This is a genomic window from Alkalihalophilus sp. As8PL (assembly GCF_040939795.1).
Lineage (GTDB): Bacteria > Bacillota > Bacilli > Bacillales > Bacillaceae_D > Alkalihalophilus > Alkalihalophilus lindianensis.
This window is the reverse complement of record NZ_CP162551.1, coordinates 3,195,074-3,219,680: the sequence shown is the minus strand read 5'-3', so window position 1 is coordinate 3,219,680 and position 24,607 is coordinate 3,195,074. Positions and strand designations below refer to the sequence as shown.

Annotated in this window: 27 protein-coding genes; 11 read left to right on the top strand and 16 right to left on the bottom strand. The window is 37.6% G+C overall.

The genetic code is table 11. The features are described from left to right. Window positions 1–103: 103 nt before the first annotated feature. Window positions 104–1,576, top strand: a complete 1,473-nt coding sequence (locus tag AB3N04_RS17760) for an aminotransferase class I/II-fold pyridoxal phosphate-dependent enzyme (protein WP_368503943.1) — start codon at window positions 104–106, stop codon at window positions 1,574–1,576. Between the two features lie 54 nt (window positions 1,577–1,630). Here AB3N04_RS17760 and AB3N04_RS17755 read toward each other — a convergent pair whose 3' ends face one another. The 4 genes from AB3N04_RS17755 to AB3N04_RS17740 all read right to left on the bottom strand — a co-directional run bounded on the left by AB3N04_RS17755 (window position 1,631) and on the right by AB3N04_RS17740 (window position 4,514). Beyond that, window positions 1,631–1,756: a GapA-binding peptide SR1P gene (locus AB3N04_RS17755; protein ID WP_317122475.1), complete on the bottom strand. Its 126-nt coding sequence runs from the start codon at window positions 1,754–1,756 to the stop codon at window positions 1,631–1,633. 176 nt (window positions 1,757–1,932) lie between these two features. Beyond that, on the bottom strand, window positions 1,933–2,376 hold the full coding sequence (locus AB3N04_RS17750) for a hypothetical protein (protein WP_368503942.1): 444 nt from the start codon (window positions 2,374–2,376) through the stop codon (window positions 1,933–1,935). A gap of 116 nt (window positions 2,377–2,492) precedes the next feature. Further along, entirely contained in the window at window positions 2,493–3,566 is a 1,074-nt protein-coding gene (locus AB3N04_RS17745) for a M23 family metallopeptidase (protein WP_368503941.1), read from the bottom strand. Window positions 3,567–3,653: 87 nt separating this feature from the next. Further along, a complete protein-coding gene (locus AB3N04_RS17740) occupies window positions 3,654–4,514 on the bottom strand; it encodes a polysaccharide deacetylase family protein (protein WP_368503940.1) in 861 nt (286 codons plus the stop codon). A 137-nt stretch (window positions 4,515–4,651) separates the two neighbouring features. Here AB3N04_RS17740 and AB3N04_RS17735 point away from each other — a divergent pair, with 137 nt between their 5' ends. The 3 genes from AB3N04_RS17735 (at window position 4,652) to AB3N04_RS17725 (ending at window position 8,054) form a co-directional block, all read left to right on the top strand. Then, a complete protein-coding gene (locus AB3N04_RS17735; protein ID WP_368503939.1) occupies window positions 4,652–5,698 on the top strand; it encodes an aromatic acid exporter family protein in 1,047 nt (348 codons plus the stop codon). A 168-nt stretch (window positions 5,699–5,866) separates the two neighbouring features. Further along, entirely contained in the window at window positions 5,867–7,486 is a 1,620-nt protein-coding gene (locus AB3N04_RS17730) for a BCCT family transporter (RefSeq protein WP_368503938.1), read from the top strand. 166 nt (window positions 7,487–7,652) lie between these two features. Then, on the top strand, window positions 7,653–8,054 hold the full coding sequence (locus AB3N04_RS17725; RefSeq protein ID WP_368503937.1) for a hypothetical protein: 402 nt from the start codon (window positions 7,653–7,655) through the stop codon (window positions 8,052–8,054). Window positions 8,055–8,101: 47 nt separating this feature from the next. Here AB3N04_RS17725 and AB3N04_RS17720 read toward each other — a convergent pair whose 3' ends face one another. The 6 genes from AB3N04_RS17720 to AB3N04_RS17695 all read right to left on the bottom strand — a co-directional run bounded on the left by AB3N04_RS17720 (window position 8,102) and on the right by AB3N04_RS17695 (window position 14,626). After that, entirely contained in the window at window positions 8,102–8,404 is a 303-nt protein-coding gene (locus tag AB3N04_RS17720; RefSeq protein WP_368503936.1) for a hypothetical protein, read from the bottom strand. 164 nt (window positions 8,405–8,568) lie between these two features. Further along, entirely contained in the window at window positions 8,569–9,978 is a 1,410-nt protein-coding gene (lpdA, locus tag AB3N04_RS17715) for a dihydrolipoyl dehydrogenase (protein ID WP_317122467.1), read from the bottom strand. A gap of 3 nt (window positions 9,979–9,981) precedes the next feature. After that, window positions 9,982–11,277 carry a dihydrolipoamide acetyltransferase family protein gene (locus AB3N04_RS17710; protein WP_368503935.1) on the bottom strand — a complete coding sequence of 432 codons (1,296 nt, stop codon included), beginning with the start codon at window positions 11,275–11,277 and terminating at the stop codon, window positions 9,982–9,984. 101 nt (window positions 11,278–11,378) lie between these two features. Continuing rightward, entirely contained in the window at window positions 11,379–12,356 is a 978-nt protein-coding gene (locus AB3N04_RS17705) for an alpha-ketoacid dehydrogenase subunit beta (RefSeq protein ID WP_368503934.1), read from the bottom strand. A gap of 3 nt (window positions 12,357–12,359) precedes the next feature. Beyond that, window positions 12,360–13,445 carry a pyruvate dehydrogenase (acetyl-transferring) E1 component subunit alpha gene (pdhA, locus tag AB3N04_RS17700; RefSeq protein WP_368503933.1) on the bottom strand — a complete coding sequence of 362 codons (1,086 nt, stop codon included), beginning with the start codon at window positions 13,443–13,445 and terminating at the stop codon, window positions 12,360–12,362. A gap of 533 nt (window positions 13,446–13,978) precedes the next feature. Beyond that, window positions 13,979–14,626 (bottom strand): YkyA family protein, encoded by a 648-nt coding sequence (locus AB3N04_RS17695; protein WP_368503932.1) that lies wholly within the window; start codon window positions 14,624–14,626, stop codon window positions 13,979–13,981. 262 nt (window positions 14,627–14,888) lie between these two features. Between AB3N04_RS17695 and AB3N04_RS17690 the strand changes: the two genes are divergently transcribed. From AB3N04_RS17690 to rnjA, 4 genes are all read left to right on the top strand, one after another. Beyond that, window positions 14,889–15,074, top strand: a complete 186-nt coding sequence (locus tag AB3N04_RS17690; RefSeq protein WP_368503931.1) for a YjcZ family sporulation protein — start codon at window positions 14,889–14,891, stop codon at window positions 15,072–15,074. A 115-nt stretch (window positions 15,075–15,189) separates the two neighbouring features. Beyond that, window positions 15,190–15,729 (top strand): peptide deformylase, encoded by a 540-nt coding sequence (gene def, locus AB3N04_RS17685; protein ID WP_368503930.1) that lies wholly within the window; start codon window positions 15,190–15,192, stop codon window positions 15,727–15,729. 530 nt (window positions 15,730–16,259) lie between these two features. Further along, entirely contained in the window at window positions 16,260–16,469 is a 210-nt protein-coding gene (locus AB3N04_RS17680) for a DNA-dependent RNA polymerase subunit epsilon (protein ID WP_368503929.1), read from the top strand. Between the two features lie 3 nt (window positions 16,470–16,472). Further along, the gene (gene rnjA / locus AB3N04_RS17675; RefSeq protein WP_368503928.1) at window positions 16,473–18,140 is read left to right on the top strand and encodes a ribonuclease J1; all 1,668 of its coding nucleotides are present in this window, start codon (window positions 16,473–16,475) and stop codon (window positions 18,138–18,140) included. A 39-nt stretch (window positions 18,141–18,179) separates the two neighbouring features. Here rnjA and AB3N04_RS17670 read toward each other — a convergent pair whose 3' ends face one another. The 3 genes from AB3N04_RS17670 to AB3N04_RS17660 all read right to left on the bottom strand — a co-directional run bounded on the left by AB3N04_RS17670 (window position 18,180) and on the right by AB3N04_RS17660 (window position 20,051). Next, window positions 18,180–18,839: a TrkA family potassium uptake protein gene (locus AB3N04_RS17670; RefSeq protein ID WP_368503927.1), complete on the bottom strand. Its 660-nt coding sequence runs from the start codon at window positions 18,837–18,839 to the stop codon at window positions 18,180–18,182. 127 nt (window positions 18,840–18,966) lie between these two features. Continuing rightward, complete coding sequence (locus AB3N04_RS17665) at window positions 18,967–19,419, bottom strand: redoxin domain-containing protein (protein ID WP_368503926.1); 453 nt, start codon at window positions 19,417–19,419, stop codon at window positions 18,967–18,969. 80 nt (window positions 19,420–19,499) lie between these two features. Then, window positions 19,500–20,051 carry a peroxiredoxin gene (locus tag AB3N04_RS17660; RefSeq protein WP_317122456.1) on the bottom strand — a complete coding sequence of 184 codons (552 nt, stop codon included), beginning with the start codon at window positions 20,049–20,051 and terminating at the stop codon, window positions 19,500–19,502. Between the two features lie 343 nt (window positions 20,052–20,394). On the opposite strand from AB3N04_RS17660, the gene AB3N04_RS17655 reads away from it, so the two are divergent. The 3 genes from AB3N04_RS17655 (at window position 20,395) to AB3N04_RS17645 (ending at window position 22,130) form a co-directional block, all read left to right on the top strand. Next, window positions 20,395–21,228 carry a mechanosensitive ion channel family protein gene (locus AB3N04_RS17655; RefSeq protein WP_368503925.1) on the top strand — a complete coding sequence of 278 codons (834 nt, stop codon included), beginning with the start codon at window positions 20,395–20,397 and terminating at the stop codon, window positions 21,226–21,228. A 127-nt stretch (window positions 21,229–21,355) separates the two neighbouring features. Continuing rightward, complete coding sequence (locus AB3N04_RS17650) at window positions 21,356–21,529, top strand: hypothetical protein (RefSeq protein ID WP_368503924.1); 174 nt, start codon at window positions 21,356–21,358, stop codon at window positions 21,527–21,529. A 124-nt stretch (window positions 21,530–21,653) separates the two neighbouring features. Then, a complete protein-coding gene (locus AB3N04_RS17645) occupies window positions 21,654–22,130 on the top strand; it encodes a spore coat protein (RefSeq protein ID WP_368503923.1) in 477 nt (158 codons plus the stop codon). 104 nt (window positions 22,131–22,234) lie between these two features. Here the strand turns inward: AB3N04_RS17645 and AB3N04_RS17640 are convergent, their stop codons facing one another. The 3 genes from AB3N04_RS17640 to dapD all read right to left on the bottom strand — a co-directional run bounded on the left by AB3N04_RS17640 (window position 22,235) and on the right by dapD (window position 24,521). Next, window positions 22,235–22,486: a YkuS family protein gene (locus AB3N04_RS17640; RefSeq protein ID WP_368503922.1), complete on the bottom strand. Its 252-nt coding sequence runs from the start codon at window positions 22,484–22,486 to the stop codon at window positions 22,235–22,237. Window positions 22,487–22,604: 118 nt separating this feature from the next. Next, a complete protein-coding gene (locus tag AB3N04_RS17635; RefSeq protein ID WP_368503921.1) occupies window positions 22,605–23,726 on the bottom strand; it encodes an N-acetyldiaminopimelate deacetylase in 1,122 nt (373 codons plus the stop codon). Between the two features lie 78 nt (window positions 23,727–23,804). Next, on the bottom strand, window positions 23,805–24,521 hold the full coding sequence (dapD, locus tag AB3N04_RS17630) for a 2,3,4,5-tetrahydropyridine-2,6-dicarboxylate N-acetyltransferase (protein WP_368503920.1): 717 nt from the start codon (window positions 24,519–24,521) through the stop codon (window positions 23,805–23,807). Window positions 24,522–24,607: the final 86 nt, after the last annotated feature.

The window sequence follows — 24,607 nt, the reverse complement described above, 5'->3', positions numbered from 1 at the left end:
AATTGATTAAAATTTGTTTCTATGCAGAATGGGCTTAGTTTTGGTATACTCAAATTTGTTTTAGAAAATGATAGGCACGATTAACATAAATGAGGTGAACCTGTTGTCACAACAAGAAAAAACACCCCTTTTTACTGGGGTGAAAAATCACGCAGAAAAAGACCCGATTCAGTTTCATATTCCCGGACATAAAAAAGGAACTGGAATGGACCCTGAATTCCGAGAGTTTATAGGAGAAAATGCTTTATCTATAGACCTTATTAATATAGCTCCACTGGATGATCTTCACCATCCACATGGCATCATAAAGGAAGCACAGCAACTTGCAGCTGAAGCATTCGGAGCAGATTATACATTTTTCTCAGTTCAAGGTACAAGCGGTGCGATTATGACCATGATTATGTCTGTATGTGGTCCTGGAGATAAGATTATCGTCCCAAGAAATGTTCATAAGTCGATTATGTCCGCGATTATATTCTCAGGAGCAACACCTATCTTCATTCATCCTGAAATTGATCCAGACTTAGGGATCTCTCATGGGATTACAACGGAGTCTGTTGAAAGAGCTCTTGAGGCCCACCCAGATGCAAAAGGACTTTTGGTTATAAACCCTACTTATTTTGGTGTTTCAGCAAATTTAAAGAAAATTGTAGAAGTGGCTCATTCTTACTGTATTCCCGTTCTTGTTGATGAGGCTCATGGCGTTCATATCCACTTTCATGAGAAACTGCCATTATCAGCGATGCAAGCAGGTGCGGATATGGCTGCAACAAGTGTTCATAAACTCGGGGGGTCAATGACACAAAGCTCAATTTTAAATGTTAAAGAAGGACTTGTTTCTTCTAAGAGAGTTCAATCAATCATTAGTATGCTGACAACAACATCTACTTCTTATTTATTATTAACTTCTCTTGATGTCGCCAGAAAACGGTTAGCAACCGAAGGACGAACATTAATTGACCAAACCATTAAATTAGCTGAGCAAACACGAGCCAAGCTAAATGAAATTCCAGGAATCACATGTGTAGGAAATGAAATTCTAGGTACGAAAGCCACTTATGACATGGACCCAACGAAATTAATCATTTCTATAAAGGAACTTAGCGTCAACGGTTATGAAGTGGAAAATTGGTTACGTGAACATTACAACCTCGAAGTTGAGCTATCAGACTTATACAATATTCTCTGCATTGTCTCTTTGGGTGATACAGAAGAAAAAACGAAGGTTCTTGTTGAAGCATTAAATCAGCTATCAAAAACTCATCAGCGTGCGGAAACCCTTTCACCTAAAGCGGTGTATGTGCCAAATATTCCCACGTTAGCTTTATCTCCAAGGGAGGCTTTTTACGCTGAAACTGAGGTCATTCCCTTCTCCCAATCTGCAGGGAGAATTATTGCTGAATTTATAATGGTCTATCCACCAGGTATTCCTATCCTTATTCCTGGAGAGATCATTTCACAAGAAAATTTATCTTATATTGAAGAGAACCTTCAGGCTGGTTTACCTGTTCAAGGACCAGAGGATGAAACCTTTACTACACTCAGAGTGATAAAGGAACATCAGGCGATTAAATAAAAACAAAAAAAGCATGCAGCCTATGACATGAGTACAGGCTGCATGCTTTTTCTATTATTTTTGCTTTTGAGTAGATTTACATTGAATACAATTATGACCTTGAGCATAAAGTTTTGTAACCTTTTCACCTTCGAAATGTTCGATTGTCTTATTGCAGTTTTGGCAAATGATTGTACCCATTAGAGCATCCCCTTTATGCGTTTTTTGTAAGCGGTTTATTTTCTATATACTTATAATAATATGTCACATTAGATTCGTCAACCATTAATTTGTATGTCACATTTATTTATTTATCCTTTTAATATGTCCTACATTTCAAACCCATATAAATAGGGAGTCTGCCTAAGGCAAACTCCCTATTTATAATATTTATAATTTGATTCGATAAAACGAGTTACTTCTTTAATAAAAACTAAGTCATCTTCTGAGATCTCATAGTTTGCAACAGGGATCTGAAAAGAAAGGACCCCGATTAGATGATGGCCATAATAAAAGGGAGCGATGATCAATTGCATCTCACCTTCCACTTTAAATACCATTTCTCCTCTAATAGCTGCAATACTATGAAGCCCCTCTCCAAAGCTTATAATGACTTCTTCACAAGGTGATAAGCCAGCAAAAGCAACTTGGATGAAACGATCGACATTCGTTTCATATAAACAAACAGAAAACTGGTTATTCATTTTACTTACAAGCTTATGTACAATACCATTATAGAAATCTGTTAATGTTCTAGCATAGTCAGGTACAGAGCCTACTGCAAGTCGTAACTCATCTAGTAGTTGTGATTTATCAACCAAGCTCACGACCCCCTAAAAAATAATCATAAACCGATCAAAAAGTCAGTTTATGATTAATAGAATATCATATTATTCAATTAAATAGGGTGTAAGCTTCAGTCGACTCTTGTCGATTATTACTTCCAAATTCTTATAAGTACTTCCCTCACTTCTTCTTGACTGAGAGGTTTCCAGAAAAGCTCACCATAAATCAACAAATCTTGGTGAAGATGAAGTTCTGATTGGTCTTGATTAACAGCTCCACTCGTACCGGAGTTACCTACATATCCGATAATGGTTTCAGCATTCACCCGATCTCCTACATTTAGATCTTCAGGAATATCATCTAGATGAGCAAAACGATTCATTACTCCATTAGGATACTGCACCCATACTTGTCTTCCTCTTAAACGGTCAAAAATGTACTCAGGTGTTTCTCCGTAATAAGCCGTTAATGCTAAGTCCTGATTTCTCACTTCTGGTGAAGGGTACTCATCGTACTCTTGATCTGCTCGGACTACAATTCCCTCTCCCATAGCATAAATGGGCGTATCTGTATTGATGTTTCCACCAGAAGAAAAGTCATACCAATCAATTCCTTCATGAAAACCATTACGATAAGCTCGAGGTGCACCAGGAAGATGAGTAGAGACCGTACTTACCTCAGCACCTGCAATCGGCTTCTCAAGAAAGTCTAAATAAGCCACCATCTGATCAGCATTCCACTCTTCAAAATTAAAAGCTTCAGGTGGTCCCCCTACTGCTTCTGTAGGACCAAACCAAGAAAAAGTAGCTGCTTCTTCAGAAAATGTTAGAGGGGTATTCAAGCCTTCTTCAATGAAAGCAGTTGGTAAATAAACTTCATCTTCCTCATCCAAGATTAGGTAAATACGATCGGTAGCTAGATATTCGCCATTTCTCTCTAAAACGGGAACTTCATCGATTAAATAAAATTGATCTTCATCTACAGTGATCTCTAGTGTCCGGTGCAATTCATCAAAACTGTAATCCCCACCTGTAATTTGTAGCAAATCATCAACCTTAAACCTCGCACCCTCTTCTTTAATTTCAATAGGAAGTTTCGCCACATCCTCTTCAAGTTGAGGACCCTCCAAATTATCTTGTGTGGGATCTTCTTCGGTTGTTTGCTGGCAACCTGATGTCATCATAACTGCTCCAACGAGGAGCATACCTAAAATAAATCGTTTCACAATCCATGCCTCTCAATCTTTTTTTTAATATGTCTATCATTCTTCCCTTAATGACAAACAATAGACGTGCTAAAAGCATTAAAGGATTTATTCTAGCCCTTTAATCTCTTTAGGATCAATGATTCGATAGCCCTTTTCTTCTAGGCCATTGACAATTTCATCAAGAGCCTCCATTGTCCATTGTCGATCATGCATAAGTAGGTTAGCTCCCTCTGTTAAATAAGGAGTGTTGACCATAATATCGGCCAATGCAGCTGCTTCCATATAATCAGCTTCCCAATCATACCCATACGTCCAGTTCATCAAGACCATGCCCTCGTCTTTTACTACCTGCTCAGAGTAATCGGTATTAGCACCAAATGGGGCTCTAAAAAACCGTGGTCGTTCACCAATTATGTCTTCTATCAAGTCATTTAATTGAACAATTTCCGCATATTGATCTTCTTCTGATAGATCTCTTAAATTTTTGTGATTCATCGTATGATTCCCAATTTCAAAGCCCATTTCATAAATTTCTTTAAGCTGAGCTTGTCCCTCCTCACTATTTATAAAATGACCATTCACAAAAAAGATTGCTCCTGCTTCAAGGTCCTTGAGAATTTTCGCCATTTCGACACTATGCTTATCAGGAGCATCATCAATTGTAAGAAGAACGACATTCTTTTCTTCTTCACCTAAAGGTTCAACTTTCCAATTAGATTCATTAATTTTATACCCTTGATTAATTTGATTATCTACCTCTACTTGCTCATCAACTTCCTCTAGATCTGGTTCGGCTTCTTCATTTGATTCAGAACCATCATTAGATTCATCATGTTCCGTAGTTTGATCAGATGCAGCTTCACTATTCGCATCTTGTTCGTTCGTATCAACTGAATTATTGCACCCAGCCATAAATAAAGCTGCTATTAATATAACAGCAATTAGACTCATTAATCCCCTACTCATTTTCGAACACTCCCTCACTTATACTAGACCTTGTAAATCATATCAAACTTTTCCCTAAGTTGGTAGATGTGTATAACTTTTTTCGACATGATTCATACTAACGACTAATGATGTCTAGTTGTAAAAAGAGGGATTCCATGCGTAAAAGAGTCATAATTGGTAGGAGAGTAGTGAAAACTGGATTAGCTGTTTTTATAACAGCTCTCATTTGCCATTGGCTTGATCTACCTGCCACATTTGCTGTTATTACAGCAATTGTAACAACAGAACCAACAGCAGCAGATTCGCTAAAGAAAGGATTGGTTCGTCTACCTGCAGCATCAATCGGGGCCGTATTTGCCATAGTCCTTGATGTCTTATTGGGCCAATCAGCGCTAACTTACTCATTAGTCGCAATGATGACGATTATTGCTTGTTCAAAATTAAAGTTAGATACAGGAACGCTTGTTGCAACATTAACCGCTGTAGCTATGATCCCTGGAACAACCGACCATGTTATAGCAGACTTTGTGACAAGAATGTCAGGTACATCTACAGGAATCATTGTATCTACCTTGGTCAATTTTGTTATTCTGCCTCCGAAATTTGGACCTATACTTGTAGACAAAGTAGAAACTTTATTTGGGGAAACAGCTAAAACATTAGATTTAGCTGTACGTCACCTTTTACATGAAGAAGATGAAGACCGTACACATTTTTATCGACAATTGCATACCCAACTTGCATCAACGTATCAATTAACCCAATTTCAATATGATGAATGGCGATATCGCAAATCCAATGAATTCGAGCGTCGGTCTTTTGGATTTTTAAAAAAGAAACTTGATTATTTACATTTAGTCTTGTTTCATATCGGTAAACTTTGTCACATTCGTTTAAATCATCATATATCTAATGAAGAAAAAGAGAATATGATGGTGGCCGTACATTCATTTAAACAAATTATTGAAGATCCCCTTCATCAAATGGCTACAACCCATCATGTAATAATGGAAGAGTTAAAACGAAAAAGGAGCATGAATTATACGAGTGAGGAGACACTGTCATTAATCACTCATGAATTAATTTCTCTTCACAAAGTAGCCGAAGAGCTAGCAAGCATTACAGCTGATGAGAGAATGTTCTCCATTCAAGAGAAATCTTATCCAGATTACATTTTCAAACAACCTTTCCAATATGAATAATGAAAAAATGTCAAAAATCAGGTTTTAACTGAGCAAGTTTAGGTTAAAGAATATAGTCTTCATGCCTATTAGCTCACTTATGCATAAATGTTGTCATTTTTTATCGAATTATGTTAGGTTAGAGATTGTGAATTAAGACACAAAATGAATAGGAAAGGTGGTTTTTATATGAAAAATCTTACGCCTGTATTTATTATTTCTGTATCTATCGCTCTTGCATTTATTCTGTGGGGCGTATTTGCTGCGGAAAATTTAGAAACTGTGACTCAAAGTATCCAAGGGTTCATTACCGATGAACTAGGCTGGTTCTATCTACTTGCTGCAACTGGGTTTTTAATCTTTTCTATCTATTTGATTTTTAGTCCTTACGGAAAAATCAAACTAGGAAAACCCGATGAAAAGCCTGAATACAATTATTTAACTTGGTTTTCATTCTTGTTTACTGCTGGTATGGGGATTGGTTTAGTATTTTGGGGCGTCTCAGAACCAATGTATCACTTCTTTGAACCTCCAAGTGCTGAACCAGGATCAAATGCCGCAGCTGGAGAAGCTATGCGTTATTCAATCTTTCACTGGGGCTTACACCCATGGGCGATTTATTCAGTTGTAGCACTCGCTTTAGCTTACTTTAAATTTAGAAAAGGTTCACCTGGGATTATGAGTGCTGTTTTTCAGCCATTACTAGGAGATCGTGTGAACGGGAAAATTGGTACGATAATTAATGTAATTGTAGTATTTGCAACTATTTTTGGTGTGGCTACCTCTCTTGGATTTGGTGCTGCGCAAATCTCAGCTGGACTTGCTTACCTAGTTCCAGGACTCGGATCTATGAGCGATGTCGTATTGCAGTTAATTGTCATATTAATTGTCACTGTTCTCTTTATGATTTCTGCTCAAACAGGAATTAATAAAGGGATTCGAATTATGAGTAAGGCGAATGTTTACTTAGCCATTTTACTTATGTTGTTTGTACTTTTCTTTGGACCAACGAGCTATATCATGGGTGTATTCACTCAAGGGGTCGGAAGTTATATTCAAAATTTAGTTGGAATGAGCTTTAGGTTGGACGTCTATGATTCTGAAACTACATGGGTTCAAGGGTGGACAATCTTCTATTGGGCTTGGTGGATTTCATGGGCACCATTTGTAGGTACCTTTATTGCCCGCGTATCCCGTGGTCGAACCATTCGAGAATTTATTATTGGTGTACTAGCTGTTCCTGCTACGTTTGGTGCTTTATGGTTTAGTGTATTTGGCGGAACAGGTATCTATATGCAGCGCGAAGGAATCGCAGATATTATGGGAACGATGACTGATTCAGGGATGGAAGTAGCACTATTTGCTGTTCTAGAACAATTCCCATTAGGAATCATTATGTCGATCCTTGCAGTCTTTCTTATTTCTTCATTCTTTATTACATCTGCAGACTCTGCAACCGTCGTTCTAGGTATGCAAACAACGAATGGCAGCTTAAATCCTCCTAACTCTGTAAAATTTGTTTGGGGACTTATTATTTCAGGATCCGCTGCAGTTTTACTTACATCTCCAGAAGGACTAGGGGCCTTACAAACAGCCGCCATCATTGCGGCATTACCGTTTACAGTAATCATGATCTTTATGATTATTTCCTTGATGATGTCTTTAAGAGATGAGAAGCCGACACTTGCAAGTGAAAAGGAGCGCATTCGGAATGAACGGTATGAATTAAAGCAAGAAAGAGATAAATTCAAGCAAGAGAAACAGCTTTTTAAAGAAGAAAAAGCTTCAATTAAAAAGAAGAAGAAATAATGAATGGTGTGAGCTCTTGAGAAATCAAGAGCTCCTTTTTTACTTTTATAAGCTGGATATTGCTTTTAGGTTACATTTCTATTACTAAATGCCTAACTAGGTTTCAATCGTGATAAAATGAGGTAATTGCTTACAAGGGATAATACTTGCAAGGAAGTGAAATACCATGGAAAAGCTTTTTCTATCAATGTTGTTCGCTCCAATATTCATGTTATCGAATTGTGTCTCTTCTGCTCAATCAGATGATACCATTCCTCCCTCCTATACTGAGTCTACGATGATAACCATTTTATTTTCTGATGCGAAAGCCTTAGAAGAAGAACATAGCTATTATGACGCCTTATTAGAACTTCAGACCCAACATCCAGACAAAATCCCATCTTTTCAAGTAGTTGAGGCTGAAGATAAAGATCGTATTAAACAATTTGAGATCGAGACCTTCCCTACGATGCTCATTTTAACCGGAGAAGATATTCATCTACGGATGGAAGGTCCTCAAGCGAAGGATGATATTCTTACCAAATTAAATCATACATTTCAGATTCAAATGAACCATATTGGACTCTAAAACAGAATTCAAAAAGGTGTGCATGAATGGTCATGCACACCTTTTCTTTATACCATAGGAAAAGGTCCATATGGTCTTTGTTTAAAGTAATAAGCCTCAGCTTCTTCTTTCATTTCTACCCAACTAGAAAACTGTGTTGACGACTGAATCAAAGGATTCCAAAATTCCTCTGCTCGCTCAAAATCTTTGATCGTTACTACTTTTTGTTGACTTACTTCCATCATTTCTTCCCATTCTTTAAAAGAAGTAAATTCTTTCATAAATTGATCAGAAAAAAGGATTGGAAGTGGGATATGGCCTATTGAAGAAAAGGCATCCAGCGTCCATTTTAAGAGAGATCCAAATATCATTTCATCACCTCATTAAGAATTAAGACGTTATTAGGAGTACCTTCGGATGTCCGATCAGTTACCTTGGTCTTACTATAAATCATATTAATCCGAGTTGTCAAATGTGAATTAAAAATAAATAAAAATAGGAGCCACTCTACGAGCGACTCCTATTAAGAGGTTTATTATTTTACAATGTGAATTGGCGTACCGAGAGCAACCTCAGCAGCTTCCATTGTGATTTCGCCTAATGAAGGATGAGCATGGATTGTAAGAGCAATATCTTCTGCAGTCATACCAGTTTCAATTGCAAGTCCAAGTTCAGCAATCATATCAGAAGCATTAGGTCCCGCAATTTGTGCACCGATTACAAGGCCATCTTCTTTACGAGTGATAAGCTTCATGAAGCCATCTGTATCGTTAAGTGATAGAGCACGTCCGTTTGCAGCAAATGGGAACTTAGATGCTACTACATCATAACCCGCATCTTTAGCTTCTTTTTCGTTGTAACCAACTGTAGCAAGTTCTGGGTCAGAGAATACAACAGCAGGAATAGCTAGGTAATCAATTTCTGATTTTTCACCAGCAATGGCTTCAGCAGCTATTTTACCTTCGTAAGATGCTTTGTGGGCTAAAGCAGGACCTTCAATGATGTCACCAATTGCAAAAATGTTGCTTACATTTGTGCGACATTGCTTGTCCGTTTTAATCAATCCACGATCAGTCATTTCAACGCCGATTTGCTCTAGGCCAAGCTCTTCTGTGTTTGGCTTACGACCTACTGTTACAAGAACGTAATCAGCTTCAAACACTTCTTCTTTTCCTTTAACTTCAGCTGTAACTTTCACGCCGTTATCAGTTTCTTCCACACCTTGAGCTAAAGCTTCTGTATGGAATTTTACGCCGTTCTTTTTAAGTTTACGTTCAACAAGTTTCCCCATTTGTTTTTCAAAACCAGGAAGAATTTGTTTTCCACCTTCAAGAACAACTACTTCTGTACCCATATTAGAGTATGCACCAGTAAGTTCAATACCAATATATCCTCCACCAATGACAACCATCTTCTTAGGAACGTCTTTAAGAGCTAACGCACCTGTTGAGTTGATGACACGATCTGTGTACTTGAAGCTAGGAAGTTCAATTGGGCTTGACCCTGTTGCAATGATACAATTTTTAAAGTTATACGTTTGTGAGCTCTTTTCGTCCATGATTCGCACAGAATTTTCTGAAGCAAAGTATGCTTCTCCTTGTACAATCTCAACGTTATTTCCTTTTAGAAGACCTTCTACCCCGCCAGTTAATTTCTTAACGACTGAGCCCTTCCATTCTTGAACTTTGTCAAAGTTAATGGAAACACCTTCAGCTGTAATCCCCATGTCATCAGAATGTTTAGCATTATGATAACGGTGTCCTGCTGAGATTAGTGCTTTTGATGGGATACATCCAACATTTAAACAAACCCCACCAAGTGTTCCTTTCTCAACAATCGTTACCTTTTGTCCGAGTTGGGCTGCACGGATTGCTGCAACGTATCCTCCTGGACCTGAACCAATGACAAGTGTGTCTACTTCATTTGCGAAATCTCCAACAACCATTCATTACCCCTCCATTAATAGTAATTGTGGATCATTTAACAGACGCTTAACGTGGTTTAGAGCATTCTGAGCTGTTACGCCATCAATTAAACGGTGGTCATAGCTTATAGAAAGAGCCAATACAGGTGCAGCAACAATCTCACCATTTTTCACAACTGGCTTCTCCTCAATACGACCAATACCTAGAATAGCGACTTCTGGGTGATTGATAACAGGTGTGAACCATAGACCACGAGCTGAACCAACATTAGAAATTGTAGCTGATCCGCCCTTCATTTCTGCACCACTAAGTTTACCATCACGAGCCTTAACTGCCAACTCATTAATTTCATCAGCTAATGCGAAAATTGATTTACGATCTGCATCTTTAACAACTGGTACGAATAAACCGTGCTCTGTATCTGCAGCAATACCAATGTTAAAGTATTTTTTGTATACAATTTCGTCGTTTGCATCATCAATAGAAGCATTTAATGCAGGGTATTTACGTAGAGCAGCTGTAAGAGCTTTTACCACATATGGTAAGTACGTAAGTTTTGTACCTTGTTCTGCAGCTGTTTCTTTATATTGCTTACGGTGAGCAACAAGTGCAGAAACTTCTACTTCATCCATGTGAGTTACGTGAGGAGCAGTGTGCTTAGAGTTAACCATTGCTTTTGCAATTGCTTTACGAACACCTTTGAAAGGTACACGCTCTTCCATTTCTCCAACAGGAATAGATGTTGGCTCTTGTGCTTTTGTTTGCGGTTGGTCTTCTTTCTTTTCAGATGTTGTATCTGCTTGTGTATCTTCTGTAGCAGCACCACCATTTAGGTGATTTTCAATATCTTCTTTTGTAATACGACCATTTTTACCAGTACCACTAACTTGCTTAATGTTAACACCTTTTTCACGAGCAAATTTACGAACTGAAGGCATTGCAATTACACGAGTATCATCATTATCGTCAGTCGCTTCATCTGATGTAGATGCTTCTTCTTTTTTCTCTTCTTTAGCAGGCTCTGCTTTTTCTTCTTTTGCTTCTTCTGCAGGAGCACTTTCTTCTTCAGCAGGGTTAGCATCACCAGCATCAATTGTTACTAGAACATCACCGACAATACTTACAGTTCCTTCTTCAACTTTAACCTCGAGAACTTTTCCGTCAACAGGAGAAGGAATTTCTACAACTGCTTTATCGTTTTGAACTTCTAGAAGAATATCATCTTCTTTTATTTCATCGCCTGGTTTCACAAACCATTTTACAATTTCACCTTCGTGAATTCCTTCACCAATATCAGGCAGTTTAAATTCATATGCCACTTTGAAGTTCCTCCTTTTTATAACCAATTAAATAGAAAATAAATAAATGAGTGAAAAGGAAAGACATTTATCTTTCCTTTTCATCTATGCTTGTCTACTTTTTAGAAATTAACAACTTTCTTAGCAGTTTCAATAATTTCTTGATAATCAGGTAACCAATCATCTTCAACTGCCGCAAATGGATACACAGTATCAGGAGCAGCTACACGTAGTACCGGAGCTTCTAAGCTAAGGATAGCACGCTCTGTAATTTCAGCTACAACATTTGCAGCAATTCCAGCTGCTTTTTGAGCTTCTTGTACAACAATCGCACGGTTCGTTTTCTCTACAGAAGCAATAATTGTTTCAATATCGATTGGGCTAATCGTCATTAAGTCGATAACCTCTGCATCAATTCCTTCTTTTTCAAGCTCTTCAGCAGCTTTAAGAGAAGAATGAACCATAGCTCCATAAGTAATAATTGAAACGTCTTTTCCTTCACGCTTCACATCCGCTTTTCCTAATTCAATTGTGTACTCTTCCTCAGGAACTTCTCCGCGGAATGAACGATAAAGTTTCATGTGCTCTAAGTAAACCACTGGATCATTATCACGGATAGCTGAAATAAGTAAGCCTTTTGCATCATATGGCGTTGAAGGGATAACGACTTTTAAACCAGGAGTTTGAGCCATTAATCCTTCTAAGCTATCAGCATGCATTTCAGGCGTTTTAACGCCTCCACCAAATGGAGAACGTACGGTAATAGGTGCGCTTTGCTTTCCAGCAGTACGGTAACGAAGACGGTTCATTTGGCCAGCGATTGAATCAAATACTTCAAATACAAAGCCAAAGAATTGTACCTCCATTACAGGACGGAAACCAGTCAGACCTAGACCGATTGCTAAACCACCAATACCAGACTCAGCAAGAGGTGTATCGAATACGCGCTCTTCTCCGAATTCTTTTTGTAAGCCTTCAGTCGCACGGAAAACACCACCGTTTTGACCAACGTCTTCTCCAAACACAAGAACATCTTCATTATTCTTAAGCTCATTACGCATTGCATCCGTAATTGCTTGGATCATTGTCATTTGTGCCATCGGTTACTTCGACTCCTTTGCTGTATACTCTTCCATTTGTTCACGAAGGTTTGCTGGTAACTCTTCAAACATGAAACCAATTAGATCAGTTACTTTTTGTTTTGGAGTGCTATCAGCTTTCTTCATTGCTTCTTTAATATCTTCTTTAGCTTTATCTACTACTTCATTTTCTTTCTCTTCAGACCATAGTTTTTTAGCTTCTAAGAACTTACGGAAGCGTACTAGCGGATCTTTCTTCGTCCACTCATCATCAAGATCAGAAGAACGGTAACGAGTAGGGTCATCACCAGCCATAGTATGTGGTCCATAACGGTATGTCATCGTTTCAATTAAAGTTGGACCATCACCAGCTAATGCACGATCACGAGCTTGTTTCGTAGCTGCATAAACAGCAAGAACGTCCATACCATCAACTTGAATTCCTTCAATACCAGCAGCAACTGCTTTTTGAGCAATTGTTTTTGCAGCTGATTGCTTTTCAACAGGTACTGAGATTGCAAAACGGTTGTTTTGAACAATGAATACAGCAGGAGCATTATAAGCACCAGCAAAGTTCATACCCTCATAGAAGTCACCTTGTGATGCACCACCATCACCAGTGTACGTAATAGCGATATTTTCTTTCTTTTTACGTTTAAGTCCTAGTGCCACACCAGCAGTTTGAATGATTTGAGCACCGATGATGATTTGCGGAACCATGATGTTCAAACCATCAGGAATCTCACCACCACCGTAATGACCACGAGACCATAAAAATGCTTGATGTAATGGAAGACCGTGGAATACGATTTGAGGAATATCACGGTAACCAGGTAAAATCCAATCTTCTTTATCTAAGGCGAATTGCGAACCAAGCATAGAAGCTTCTTGACCAGCTACAGGCGCATAGAAACCTAAACGACCTTGACGGTTCAATGAAATTGCACGCTGATCCCAAATACGAGTGTAAACCATGCGTTTCATAATCTCTTGTAACTCTTCATCACTTAGTTCAGGCATAGCGGCTTCATTAACAACTTCGCCTTCTTCGTTTAAAATCTGAAACGTTTCAAATTGATTTTCAACTTGCTCTAACGTTTTTGTACTCATCTACCTTCACCTCTACCTTTCTTTTAGGAAATTCACACAATCGTGAATATAGTTCTTCACATGATATTTGTCTTGTTGAGTAAACTCTTCGGCAAAACTCTTCATTAGGATACCCATTCATAGAACTTACATAACCTTCTTTTAAATGAATGAAACGTTTTTCTTTGACTTAATTAGGGTATAGAAGTAGTTTATATCGAAATATGTAACCAATCACGATTGTCGTAATGAATTAAAATCACACGGATACATGTACTGTATCAGTCTAACTAAAAATAAATTAATACAATTTACCTTTCGAGAACAAGTCTACAACAACGATCATTATTCCGTCAATCCTTTTGTTTCATCGTTTTAATTGCATATTTTTTCACAATCATTTCGCACCACTAAAAACAACTGTGTTATACAGCAATACAAACTCAACTAGTACAGTTATACCTTTATCATGCCCTCCCTTAATCAGACAAGTTCCACTCTATCTCCCAGTCTAACTAAACAAAATAACTAAACAAAAAAAGCGAACTAGATGTTCACTCTTCGTAGTGAACATCTAGTTCCGCTTCTTCGTAAAAACTTCTTTTTAATTTATTATAAGATTGTGTATGATGATTGAATACTTCTTTCTTCTCATGAACAAGATCGTACTGTTGGTTCACTTGATCAATTTGTTCTTGAAGACTATCCATTGTTAACTCTTCATCTTTTATGATTGTAAACAATTTACGATCTTCCTCAATTGCAGCTATGTAGTGATCATAAAGTTCACCGTAACTTGAGTAACGAGCATTCATTTCTTCCTCAAGTTGATTAACAAGGTCTTGTAAGTCTTCGCGCTCTAAATCACTTATGGCCGATTGGATTTGATCAAACTCTTCTTTACTTTGTTCAACACTTTCTTTTTCAGATTCCATTAATTGTTCACGTTCGCTTACAGATTCTAATGCTTGATCAGAAAGATTCGAAAGTTCCTCCATCTCCTCAGTCCCAAGAGCAATCATTTTTTCGTATAGCTGATACTCTTTTTCTTCAGCTTCTTGTAATGATTGTTGTTGTGATACAAATGGTTCTTCAAGCTCTACCGCTTTCTCTAAATGTTGATAAATGGTTTCAGTTGCACTATTCCCGCAGCCAGAAAGCAAACCCAATGATACGATTAACGCTGTAACCTTCCATTTCATAAACAACATTTCCCCCTAACATTCTACACTTGTCCCCTACCACAGTATATGAACCGACAAAAAATAACAAGTCCTAACTATTTTGGTTTTTAAAGCTATTTAAACTATATGTCCAATAGATGAAGATATGTGCATGAATTAGATTTATTTTTATCTTTTTTTGAAAAATGGGCATTCATCCAACCACACATCTGGGTTCTGCATAATGTAGTTAGTGAGTCGCACCTGATGCGATGGCTTTTTAAAAAAAGGAGGAATTCTCATGTACGGATACGGATTTGGTGGCGGTCAAGGTTGTTATGATCCATGTGGTTACGGTTATGGTGCTCCAGTAGCAGGTTACGGTGGGGGCGGATGCGGTAAGGGCTTCGCGTTAATCGTAGTATTATTTATTTTATTGATTATCGTGGGCGCTTCTCGTTTCGGTCATCATGGCGGACACTGCTAAAAAGCAGGTAAAAAAGAGTAAGCCTCGTGCTTGCTCTTTTTTCTTTGAAAATAACTTGCTATTTTTATTCATTCTTCATAAAGTAAATAGTAGTTATAAAAGGAGTGATACATACATGCTTACAATGAAGGATGTTGTCCGTGAGGGTCATCCCGTATTAAGACAAGTAGCTAAAGAAGTGTCTTTACCTGCATCAAAGGAAGATAAAGAAACACTTCAAAAAATGCTTGATTTTGTTATAAATAGTCAAGACCCTGATATTTCAGAAGCGTATCAACTAAGACCAGGTGTCGGCATCGCAGCCCCGCAAATTGGTATTGCAAAAAGAATGTTTGCTGTTCATGTGTATGATGACAACGATAACCTACATAGTATGGGATTATTTAACCCAAAAATCATCAGCCATTCCGTAGAGGAAACTCACCTTGAGAGTGGGGAAGGTTGCTTATCGGTAGACCGTGATATTCCTGGAATTGTTCCAAGATATGCTCGAATCACTGTGAAGGGTACCAATCTTGATGGAGATGATGTGACACTTCGCCTCCGCGGACTAGTTGCTATTGTATTCCAGCATGAAATGGACCATTTAAATGGGATTATGTTTTACGATCGTATCGAAGACTTCAAAGACCCATTGAAAAAACAATTACCTTAAAAGGAAGCCAATAGTGCTTCCTTTTTTTGTTTGTTATAGGATCATATCCTACATTTCAAGAGGGAATTTCCTTTTAACACATGATCTAAATAGATCTTCTATCTTCCATAAATCTCCACAAAAAACTCATTCCAATTATTACCTCGAAACCGGTAAAATATCCTACACATACTAAGCATATTACAATCCCTTAAGTTATTTATAAAAATGGATATCTAATCAAAGAAAGGAGTGGGTCTTATGTTAAAAAAGCTTCGCAAAAAGCTTCTGAAAGGCTGTCGTCAATTACTCCCTAAAAACCGACTACTTGAAGTATAACCTCTCTTTATTCTGACGAGAATGTATGCAGGTAACCAGGTAACCTACCCTGCCTTCTAATAAGTGAGAAGACAACGTAAAAACAATGAGAATATAACGTGGAAACTGTTTTCATTTTATTGCATGCACATTCTCAAAAAAGAAAAACATGAAAAAGAACTGCATTTGCTTTATAATGAAAATATAACCAACGTTAAGGAGAGGTTTTATTTATGATTTTCAAAGTATATTTCCAAAAGAATTTTCAGCAAGTACCTGTACGTGAACTTACAGAAAGTATTTTTGTCGAAGGTGAATCAGAATCCGATGTACGTAAAAAGCTAATACCTAGAGAGTACAATATCGAATTCGTCACACCGGTCTCTGGGGCATATCTTGAATATGAAAAAAATAGTGAAGATTTCAAAGTGGAGTCTATCTAACCAATGAAACAAATGAAAAATAACCAAACAGCAGTTTTTGCATTAGGTGGTCTTGGTGAGATCGGAAAAAACACCTATGCAGTTCAGTTTCAAGATGAAATCATTCTAATTGATGCCGGAATTAAGTTTCCAGAGGACGAACTTCTTGGTATTGATTATGTTATTCCTGATTATTCATTTTTAGTAAAGAATGAAGACAAAATCAAAGGTTTATTCATCACACATGGTCATGAAGATCACATCGGTGGTATCCCTTATTTATTACGTGCTGTAAATGTACCTATTTATGGTGGGAAACTTGCTCTAGGTCTTTTAAAAGGGAAACTTGAAGAACATGGATTGCTACGTAAAGCCAAACTTCATGAAATTCATGAGGACCAAGTAGTCAAGTTTACCAAAACATCAGTATCCTTCTTTAGAACCACCCACAGCATTCCAGATTCTTATGGAATCGTTGTTAAAACACCGCCAGGTAATGTTGTTCATACCGGTGATTTCAAATTTGACTTCACCCCAGTTGGTGAACCAGCCAACCTAACTAAAATGGCGAAAATCGGTGAAGAAGGCGTACTTTGTTTATTATCAGATAGCACAAATAGTGAAATTCCAGAATTTACGATGTCTGAACGAAAAGTCGGAGAAAGTATTGATTCGATCTTCAGAAAAGTCGAAGGTCGTGTGATATTTGCCACTTTCGCCTCAAATATTCATCGTCTTCAACAAGTGGTAGAAGCTTCAGTTGAGCATGGACGTAAGGTGGCCGTTTTTGGACGGAGCATGGAAAACGCTCTAAATATCGGCCAAGAGTTAGGCTATATTAAGGCGCCTAAGAATACGTTCATTGACCACTCCCAATTAAATAAATTGCCTGATAACCAGGTGACAATCTTATGTACAGGCTCACAAGGTGAACCAATGGCTGCCTTATCTAGAATTGCTTTTGGTACACACCGTCAGATTCAAATCATTCCTGGGGATACAGTCGTTTTCTCATCATCGCCTATTCCAGGGAATACATTGAGTGTAAGTAAAACAATTAACCAACTTTATCGTGCTGGAGCAAACGTGATTCACGGTTCATTAAGTGATATCCATACTTCAGGACATGGTGGTCAGGAAGAACAAAAGCTAATGCTTCGTCTGATGAAACCTCAATACTTTATGCCAATCCACGGTGAATATCGTATGTTGAAAATGCATATTAAATTAGCTAAAGATTGTGGTGTAGATGAGAAGAATAGTTTCATTATGGATAATGGAGACGTACTAGCCATTCACCCAAATGAAGCAGGTATCGTCGGTAAAATCCCATCAGGTTCTGTGTATGTTGATGGAAATGGTATTGGTGATATTGGGAATATTGTCTTAAGAGATCGACGCATTCTTTCAGAAGAAGGATTAGTGGTTATTGTGGTTAGTCTTGATATGAAAGAATTCAAAGTAACTGCTGGACCAGATATCATCTCAAGAGGGTTTGTCTACATGCGTGAATCAAGTGACTTAATTCATGAAGCTCAAAAACTTTTAAGCAAACACCTAGATGATGTTATGGAAAGAAAGACATCACAATGGTCTGAAATTAAAAATGAGATGACCGACTTACTTGGTCCTTTCTTATATGAACGCACTAAACGTAAGCCTATGATTTTACCAATTATTATGGAAGTATAATAAAAAGCGGATGCCACTTAGGCATCCCCTTTTTTGTTATTAATCGAACATTTCATATTCAAACCGTTTAATATCCTCATCTGCACCTATTACAATTAAAATGTCCTCTTCTTTAATTAGTTGAGTGGCCTGTGGTGAGACAATTATTTCTCTCCCTCGTTTTATAGCCATTACATTGCAACCAAATTTCGCTCTTACATCTAGTTTCATTAATGTTTTACCACTCATCTTTGTACTAGCTATGATTTCAATAATGCTGTGTTTATCAGACAGTTCCAAGTAGTCTAGAACATTTTTTGATAGTAAATGATGAGCAAGACGAACACCCATATCCCTCTCAGGATGAACAATGCGTTCTGCACCAATTTTAGTAAGTACTTTTTCGTGATAATCATTTTGCGCTTTCACTGTTATATGTTCTACTCCTAGTTCATCAAGAATCAGTGTTGTTAAAATACTGGCTTGAATATTGTCCCCAATAGCAATAATAACATGTTCAAAATTACGTATTCCTAGATGCTTTAATGCTTGCTCATCAGTAGCATCTGCAACAACTGCATGAGTGACGAGATCTCTGTACTTATTCACTCGTGCTTCATCTTGGTCAATGGCTAAAACTTCCATTCCTTGCTCTATTAACGCACAACATACACTCCCTCCAAATCGACCAAGCCCAATGACAGCAAACTGCCTTTTCATGTTTCACCCCCACTGCATTTGCTCCATTTTATGCAGTAGCTTTCTTTTTAACCCACCTATCACGTCATCGATTAATATTTACTCATAAAAAAGAACCCCGTTTAAAAAAGAGGTTCTAAAAAAACAATTATTCTTTAATGCCTAATACTCGATTTACACGTTTTGTTAGCATTTTCATACCACCGCCGCCTGCTTGAAAATGACGTAATTGACCTTCTGCATCAAAAACATAATAAGCCGGGACATATTCATTTTCAAAAGCATCCGTTAATTTGTGATCACTATCCACAAAAATCGGTTGCGTAATTTCATGTTCATCTGCCACTTTTTTAATTTCATCAAGATCAAGATCTTTTTCAGAACGAGGCATATGAACAGCTACTACGTTTAACTGATCTTTATACTGGTCACGGAATTCATTTACATTCGGCATAGCTTCTTTACATAACCCGCAACTTATTGACCAGAAATGAATTAATGTAGGCTTGTCCCCTACAAGATCTTCTTTTTTAAGCTCCCCATTAAACCATGAGGTTGCTCCATCTAATTCAGGCATTTGCGAACGTAATTTAAGTACCATTTTGTATTCCTCCTAGTTTTCGAGTATAAAAAAGGTCTAACATTGCTGCTAGACCTCTTTCGATCATCTTAATACGATGATTATACAGATAGTGTTTCTTGACCTGGCTTCCAGTTTGCTGGGCAAAGGCCACCAGTTTGTAGCGCTTGAAGAACACGTAGTGTCTCTTCAACGTCACGACCAATGTTGTTGTGGTTTACAACAGAATACATTAGCTCGCCTTCTGGGCTAATGATAAATAGACCACGAAGAGCAATTCCTTCTTCTTCGATCAGAACACCATACTCACGTGAAACAACGTGGTTTGTGTCAGCAGCTAAAGGATATTTTAATTCACCTAGACCATTTTCATCACGAGAAGTGTTGATCCAAGCTTTGTGAGTGTGAACAGTATCAGTAGAAACCCCAATGATTTCTGCATCTAGATCTTCAAACTCATCATAACGATCACTTAAAGAAGTGATTTCTGTAGGGCAAACGAAAGTGAAGTCCATTGGATAGAAATAAAGAACTGTCCACTTATCATTTTTCATGTTTTCTTCAAGACTTACCTTAGCAAATTCTTTGTTAGGCAATACAGCATCCATTTCAAATCTTGGTGCTTGTTTTGCAACCATACGCTTATCTGACATATGTACATACCTCCTAAAATATTTAACCTTCCTACGTTGTCCATTATAAAAGAAGCACTATTTTTAGTCAATATTAAATGAGAATCAATGTAAACAAACTCTCACAATTTGGCTCCCTTACTACTATTCCCACAAGTCATTAAACTAAACATCTACATTCTCAATCATACTCTTTTTTTATGAAAATGACGAATAATATGCTCATCAAAAGATGGTTTTGATTTGTGATTTATGAATACTTATGCTACGATTTTTACCGTGCCTCCATTAAATAGGTGTTTTTATTTGTCTGATAAAGGTTAAAACTAGGTTTAGAGAACTGAATTTTTAGGAGTTGGTAGACGTGGATCAGTTGACTGCTTACCTTACACAAGGAGCTTTTTTAACTGTTGTATTGCTAGTTTTAGGTCAGCTTTTTTTAGCTTTTATTGCATTCTTAATTGTACGTTCAATTGGAAAGAGAGTAATCTCTACAGGGTTTGACCGAATGCAAACGCAGCGCAATATGTCCCTTGGAAGAGTAAAAACACTTGAAAAATTAAGCTTAAATATCTTTTCTTATGTACTTATTTTTGTCCTAGTAACAATTATTGCAGGTATCTTTGAACTTCCAATTGGAGGATTAATAGCTGGTGCGGGGGTCATTGGTCTAGCAATTGGATTTGGTGCTCAAGGCCTTGTAAGTGATGTTGTAACAGGCTTCTTCTTACTTTTGGAAAAGCAAATTGATGTAGATGATTATGTAACTGCAGCAGGAATTGATGGTGTAGTTGAAGAAGTTGGACTACGTACGACTCAAATTCGTGGTTTTGATGGCACTCTTCATTTTGTACCTAACAGAGAAATCAGTAGCGTAAGCAATCATTCTAGAGGAAATATGCGAGCTTTAATTGATATGAGTATCTCTTATGATGATAATATTGATGATGCTATCGCAGTGATGCAAAATGTATGTGACAAGATAGCTTTAGAAGATGAAACAATTATAGAGGGGCCGAACGTTATTGGAGTGCAAGGGCTTGGAGATTCTGATGTCGTTATTCGTATCATTGCAAAAACGGAGAACATGATGCAATGGGCAGTCGAGCGTAAGTTAAGAAAAGAATTAAAAGAAGCACTCGATGCCAACGATATCGAAATCCCATTCCCTCACCAAGTTTATATCGAAAAGAAATAAATGACCAAAAGGAAGACGTATGTTTACGTCTTCCTTTTTAATTTGCATGATTGAATCGTTCACCCAACACCCTTTTGAATTTCTTTCATACGTTTATAGTATCCGTATTTATGTAAGGAGGGAGATCATGGATAAGGCGCAACGCGATTTAATTGATATTATGGTTAGAAATGTGTTAAGAAAACACAAAGCCGATATAACGTTGAATACATTGGACAAGAATGAAAAAGAAGAAATTAAAAACATCATTCAAAACATTCAATCTGAGGTTGAACAATTCTTAAATAAGAAAAAAAGCTAACTTATCCAAAAACCATTCTCCGTGACGAGAGTGGTTTTTTTGTGCTTCTTCTTCAGTCGATTAGTCCAAGCCACTCCAGTTATTTTACATATGCTGAACTATAAAACGAAAGGAGGAAACAAGGATGAAAAGAATATATGTGTACAACAATGAAGCACAAGCATCAAGACCTAATAGGTGGTCAGCTCTAGATACAGCATCTAATCACCCTCTGTGTCATTCTAATAACAACAACGATACACAGAGTGCTGAGCAGGAAAATAAAACGCTTCAACTATCTGAAGAGTATATCTTCATTAAAGACTCTTGTGATGTGAATGTGACTTCAACTGATACTAAAGCAGCACTTTCCTTACAAGCTTCTCTTCAAGCAGCCATTGCGATTGTTATCAGCATTTCAATTGCAGATGCAAATACAGCAGAGATGGTGACGCAAGACTTATTACAAACAGCCAAGCTGAAACAATTATCTTATCAGAAAACAGTCATTGAGAATAGTCGCAATGTCGATGTAACGACAACAGATACCCAAATTACAGCGAATATTCAAATTCTCTTACAGTTATTAATTGCTTTATTTGTCAATCTAGATCTTGGTTAATACAGTATTGTATGCAGGAACCTACCCATTTGCCTTTATAGATTTCTAGGCATTTGAGGGTTTTAAAAAACCTGAAACCATTGTGGTTTCAGGTCCTTACATAATTATTGTTGCCGATTTAACTTTTGTTCAACCTGCTGACAGACATCTTGTGCTGTCATTCCAGATGCGTTAATGACAGCACCATCTATTGCAGCGTTTTGCAATCCCATCATATTTTGGTCTTGTCCTGTTATGACACAGCAGTCACAACCTTGAGAGTCCTGCTCATTTCTTAATTGCACAATATCATAGCCTTTTGCTTGAAGTTCTTGTTGTACATCTGTTAATGATTGTTCGACACCAATTTTCGGCATCACCAACACCTCCATAGGAATGTTAAATTGTTACCTCCTTATCCTAACCAGGATTCCCCAAAGTATGTATAGACTTCTAAATACCCTCCAAAAAAAGACCCATTATAGGGTCTAGAGTTTACTTAGAATTAATGAAATTAATAAGGTGAGTAACAGCAAACGGGATAGCTCCCTCATCAGGCTCTAATCTCGCATCATGCAAACCATATTCACAACTAACACCTAACCAAAACATAAAACCTGGAATTTGTTCGAGAAAATAACCAAAATCTTCACCAGTCATTGCTTCAGGGCTTGCAACAAATGTAGCATTTGACTGTCTTTTCGTAAATTCGATGAAATGATTCGTCGTTATTTCTTCATTATATACCTGACAGTAATTAGCTCCATAATCAATAGTAGCTGAACACATAAACCCTACTTCCACACCTTGCACAAGTTGTTCAATTCTTGATTTAATAATGCTCATCGTTTCAATTGATTTTGTACGGATTGTTCCTTCTATCGTTGCTTCTTCTGCAATAATATTCTGTTTCGTTCCACCTTTTATAACCCCTATTGTAACTACCCCAGCATCAAGTGGATTGACGTTTCTAGCTACTATACTTTGAAGTTGAGTGACGAGGTGACTTGCGGCAACGACCATATCATTTGCATGATGCGGATAAGCAGCATGTCCCCCCTTCCCCTTCAATGTTATAAATAGTTCTGATGTGTTGGCAAAAAGCATTCCTGTTTTTGTGGAAATCGTTCCAACAGGGTACTCTGGAGCAATATGCAACGCCATAATTTCGTCTGGCCACCATTTACGAAATTCTTCAGAACGAAGCATTGGCTCTGCCCCACCAGGACCTTCTTCAGCAGGTTGAAAGATGAAAAGTAAATGATTCTCCGGCTGGTTTTCTGCATAATGACTAAGTACACCTAATGCAATGGTCATATGAAAATCATGACCACATGCATGCATAAACCCTTCGTGTGTAGATTGGAAGTCCTTATAATTGGTTCTCTCTTTAATAGGAAGGCCGTCAATATCAGCTCGGTATGCTACAACCTTTTCTGGGTTGCTTCCGGCTACTTTAACTAATAGTCCAGTCTTCCATTTTTTGACTTCTAAAAAGTCTTGAGGTAACGTTTGTATGACATTCAGTAAATACGTTTGGGTCTTGATTTCATTAAAACCTATTTCAGGAATTTGGTGTAAGTCCCTTCGAATGGTTATAAGTTGATCAACATTCACCTATTACTCCCCCTTTTCACTTAAATGGAAAAAGAGCTTTGCTCAACTAGAGCAAAGCTACTTCTTCACTGTTATAAATTAGTCGTTTAAACGACGAAGTTCTTGCTTAATCTCAGTTTTACCTTTTGTTTTTTCGTCGATTTCTTTAATAACTCGTGCAGGTGTTCCTGCAACAACAGTGTTTGAAGGTACATCTTCCGTAACGATCGCACCAGCTGCTACTACAGCCCCTTTACCAACTGTTACTCCTTCAAGAATGACACAGTTTGCACCAATCACGACATCGTCTTCAACTACTACTGGCTGAGCAGAAGGCGGTTCAATAACTCCTGCTAATACAGAACCTGCTCCTACGTGACAGTTCTTACCTACTGTAGCTCGTCCACCAAGTACAACGTTCATATCGATCATCGTTCCTTCACCAATAACTGAACCGATGTTGATGCTTGCACCCATCATGATAACTGCATTATCACCAATTTCTACTTGATCACGAATAATTGCACCTGGCTCAATACGAGCTTTAATGTTTTTCATATCAAGTAATGGAATAGCAGAGTTACGACGATCATTCTCTACAACAAAATCTTCAATCTTTGCTTCATTCCCTTTAAGAGCTGGCTCAATTTCTTCCCACTCTCCGAATAAAACACCTGTATTACCTGTTAGAAAGGATTTTGTATTTGCACCAAAATCGATTCCTTCTAAATCACCTTTAATATGTACTTTAACTGGTGTTTTCTTTTGACTGTTTGAAATAAATTGAATAATTTCATTCGCATCCATCATTTTCATTAAAAAAACCTCCTACATCGTTATAAAACACTTCTTCATTATGATAAAGAAACCAGTGAGAAAATGCAATGATGTTGCATAGAAAG

Bases quoted from the DNA above. Each gene is read 5' to 3' on its own strand.
- AB3N04_RS17755 (WP_317122475.1), bottom strand. From the start codon at position 1,756: ATGGGTACAATCATTTGCCAAAACTGCAATAAGACAATCGAACATTTC.
- AB3N04_RS17740 (WP_368503940.1), bottom strand. From the start codon at position 4,514: ATGAGTAGGGGATTAATGAGTCTAATTGCTGTTATATTAATAGCAGCT.
- AB3N04_RS17735 (WP_368503939.1), top strand. From the start codon at position 4,652: ATGCGTAAAAGAGTCATAATTGGTAGGAGAGTAGTGAAAACTGGATTA.
- AB3N04_RS17730 (WP_368503938.1), top strand. From the start codon at position 5,867: ATGAAAAATCTTACGCCTGTATTTATTATTTCTGTATCTATCGCTCTT.
- AB3N04_RS17725 (WP_368503937.1), top strand. From the start codon at position 7,653: ATGGAAAAGCTTTTTCTATCAATGTTGTTCGCTCCAATATTCATGTTA.
- AB3N04_RS17720 (WP_368503936.1), bottom strand. From the start codon at position 8,404: ATGATATTTGGATCTCTCTTAAAATGGACGCTGGATGCCTTTTCTTCA.
- lpdA (WP_317122467.1), bottom strand. From the start codon at position 9,978: ATGGTTGTTGGAGATTTCGCAAATGAAGTAGACACACTTGTCATTGGT.
- AB3N04_RS17705 (WP_368503934.1), bottom strand. From the start codon at position 12,356: ATGGCACAAATGACAATGATCCAAGCAATTACGGATGCAATGCGTAAT.
- pdhA (WP_368503933.1), bottom strand. From the start codon at position 13,445: ATGAGTACAAAAACGTTAGAGCAAGTTGAAAATCAATTTGAAACGTTT.
- AB3N04_RS17695 (WP_368503932.1), bottom strand. From the start codon at position 14,626: ATGAAATGGAAGGTTACAGCGTTAATCGTATCATTGGGTTTGCTTTCT.
- AB3N04_RS17690 (WP_368503931.1), top strand. From the start codon at position 14,889: ATGTACGGATACGGATTTGGTGGCGGTCAAGGTTGTTATGATCCATGT.
- def (WP_368503930.1), top strand. From the start codon at position 15,190: ATGCTTACAATGAAGGATGTTGTCCGTGAGGGTCATCCCGTATTAAGA.
- AB3N04_RS17680 (WP_368503929.1), top strand. From the start codon at position 16,260: ATGATTTTCAAAGTATATTTCCAAAAGAATTTTCAGCAAGTACCTGTA.
- rnjA (WP_368503928.1), top strand. From the start codon at position 16,473: ATGAAACAAATGAAAAATAACCAAACAGCAGTTTTTGCATTAGGTGGT.
- AB3N04_RS17670 (WP_368503927.1), bottom strand. From the start codon at position 18,839: ATGAAAAGGCAGTTTGCTGTCATTGGGCTTGGTCGATTTGGAGGGAGT.
- AB3N04_RS17665 (WP_368503926.1), bottom strand. From the start codon at position 19,419: ATGGTACTTAAATTACGTTCGCAAATGCCTGAATTAGATGGAGCAACC.
- AB3N04_RS17660 (WP_317122456.1), bottom strand. From the start codon at position 20,051: ATGTCAGATAAGCGTATGGTTGCAAAACAAGCACCAAGATTTGAAATG.
- AB3N04_RS17650 (WP_368503924.1), top strand. From the start codon at position 21,356: ATGGATAAGGCGCAACGCGATTTAATTGATATTATGGTTAGAAATGTG.
- AB3N04_RS17645 (WP_368503923.1), top strand. From the start codon at position 21,654: ATGAAAAGAATATATGTGTACAACAATGAAGCACAAGCATCAAGACCT.
- AB3N04_RS17640 (WP_368503922.1), bottom strand. From the start codon at position 22,486: ATGCCGAAAATTGGTGTCGAACAATCATTAACAGATGTACAACAAGAA.
- dapD (WP_368503920.1), bottom strand. From the start codon at position 24,521: ATGAAAATGATGGATGCGAATGAAATTATTCAATTTATTTCAAACAGT.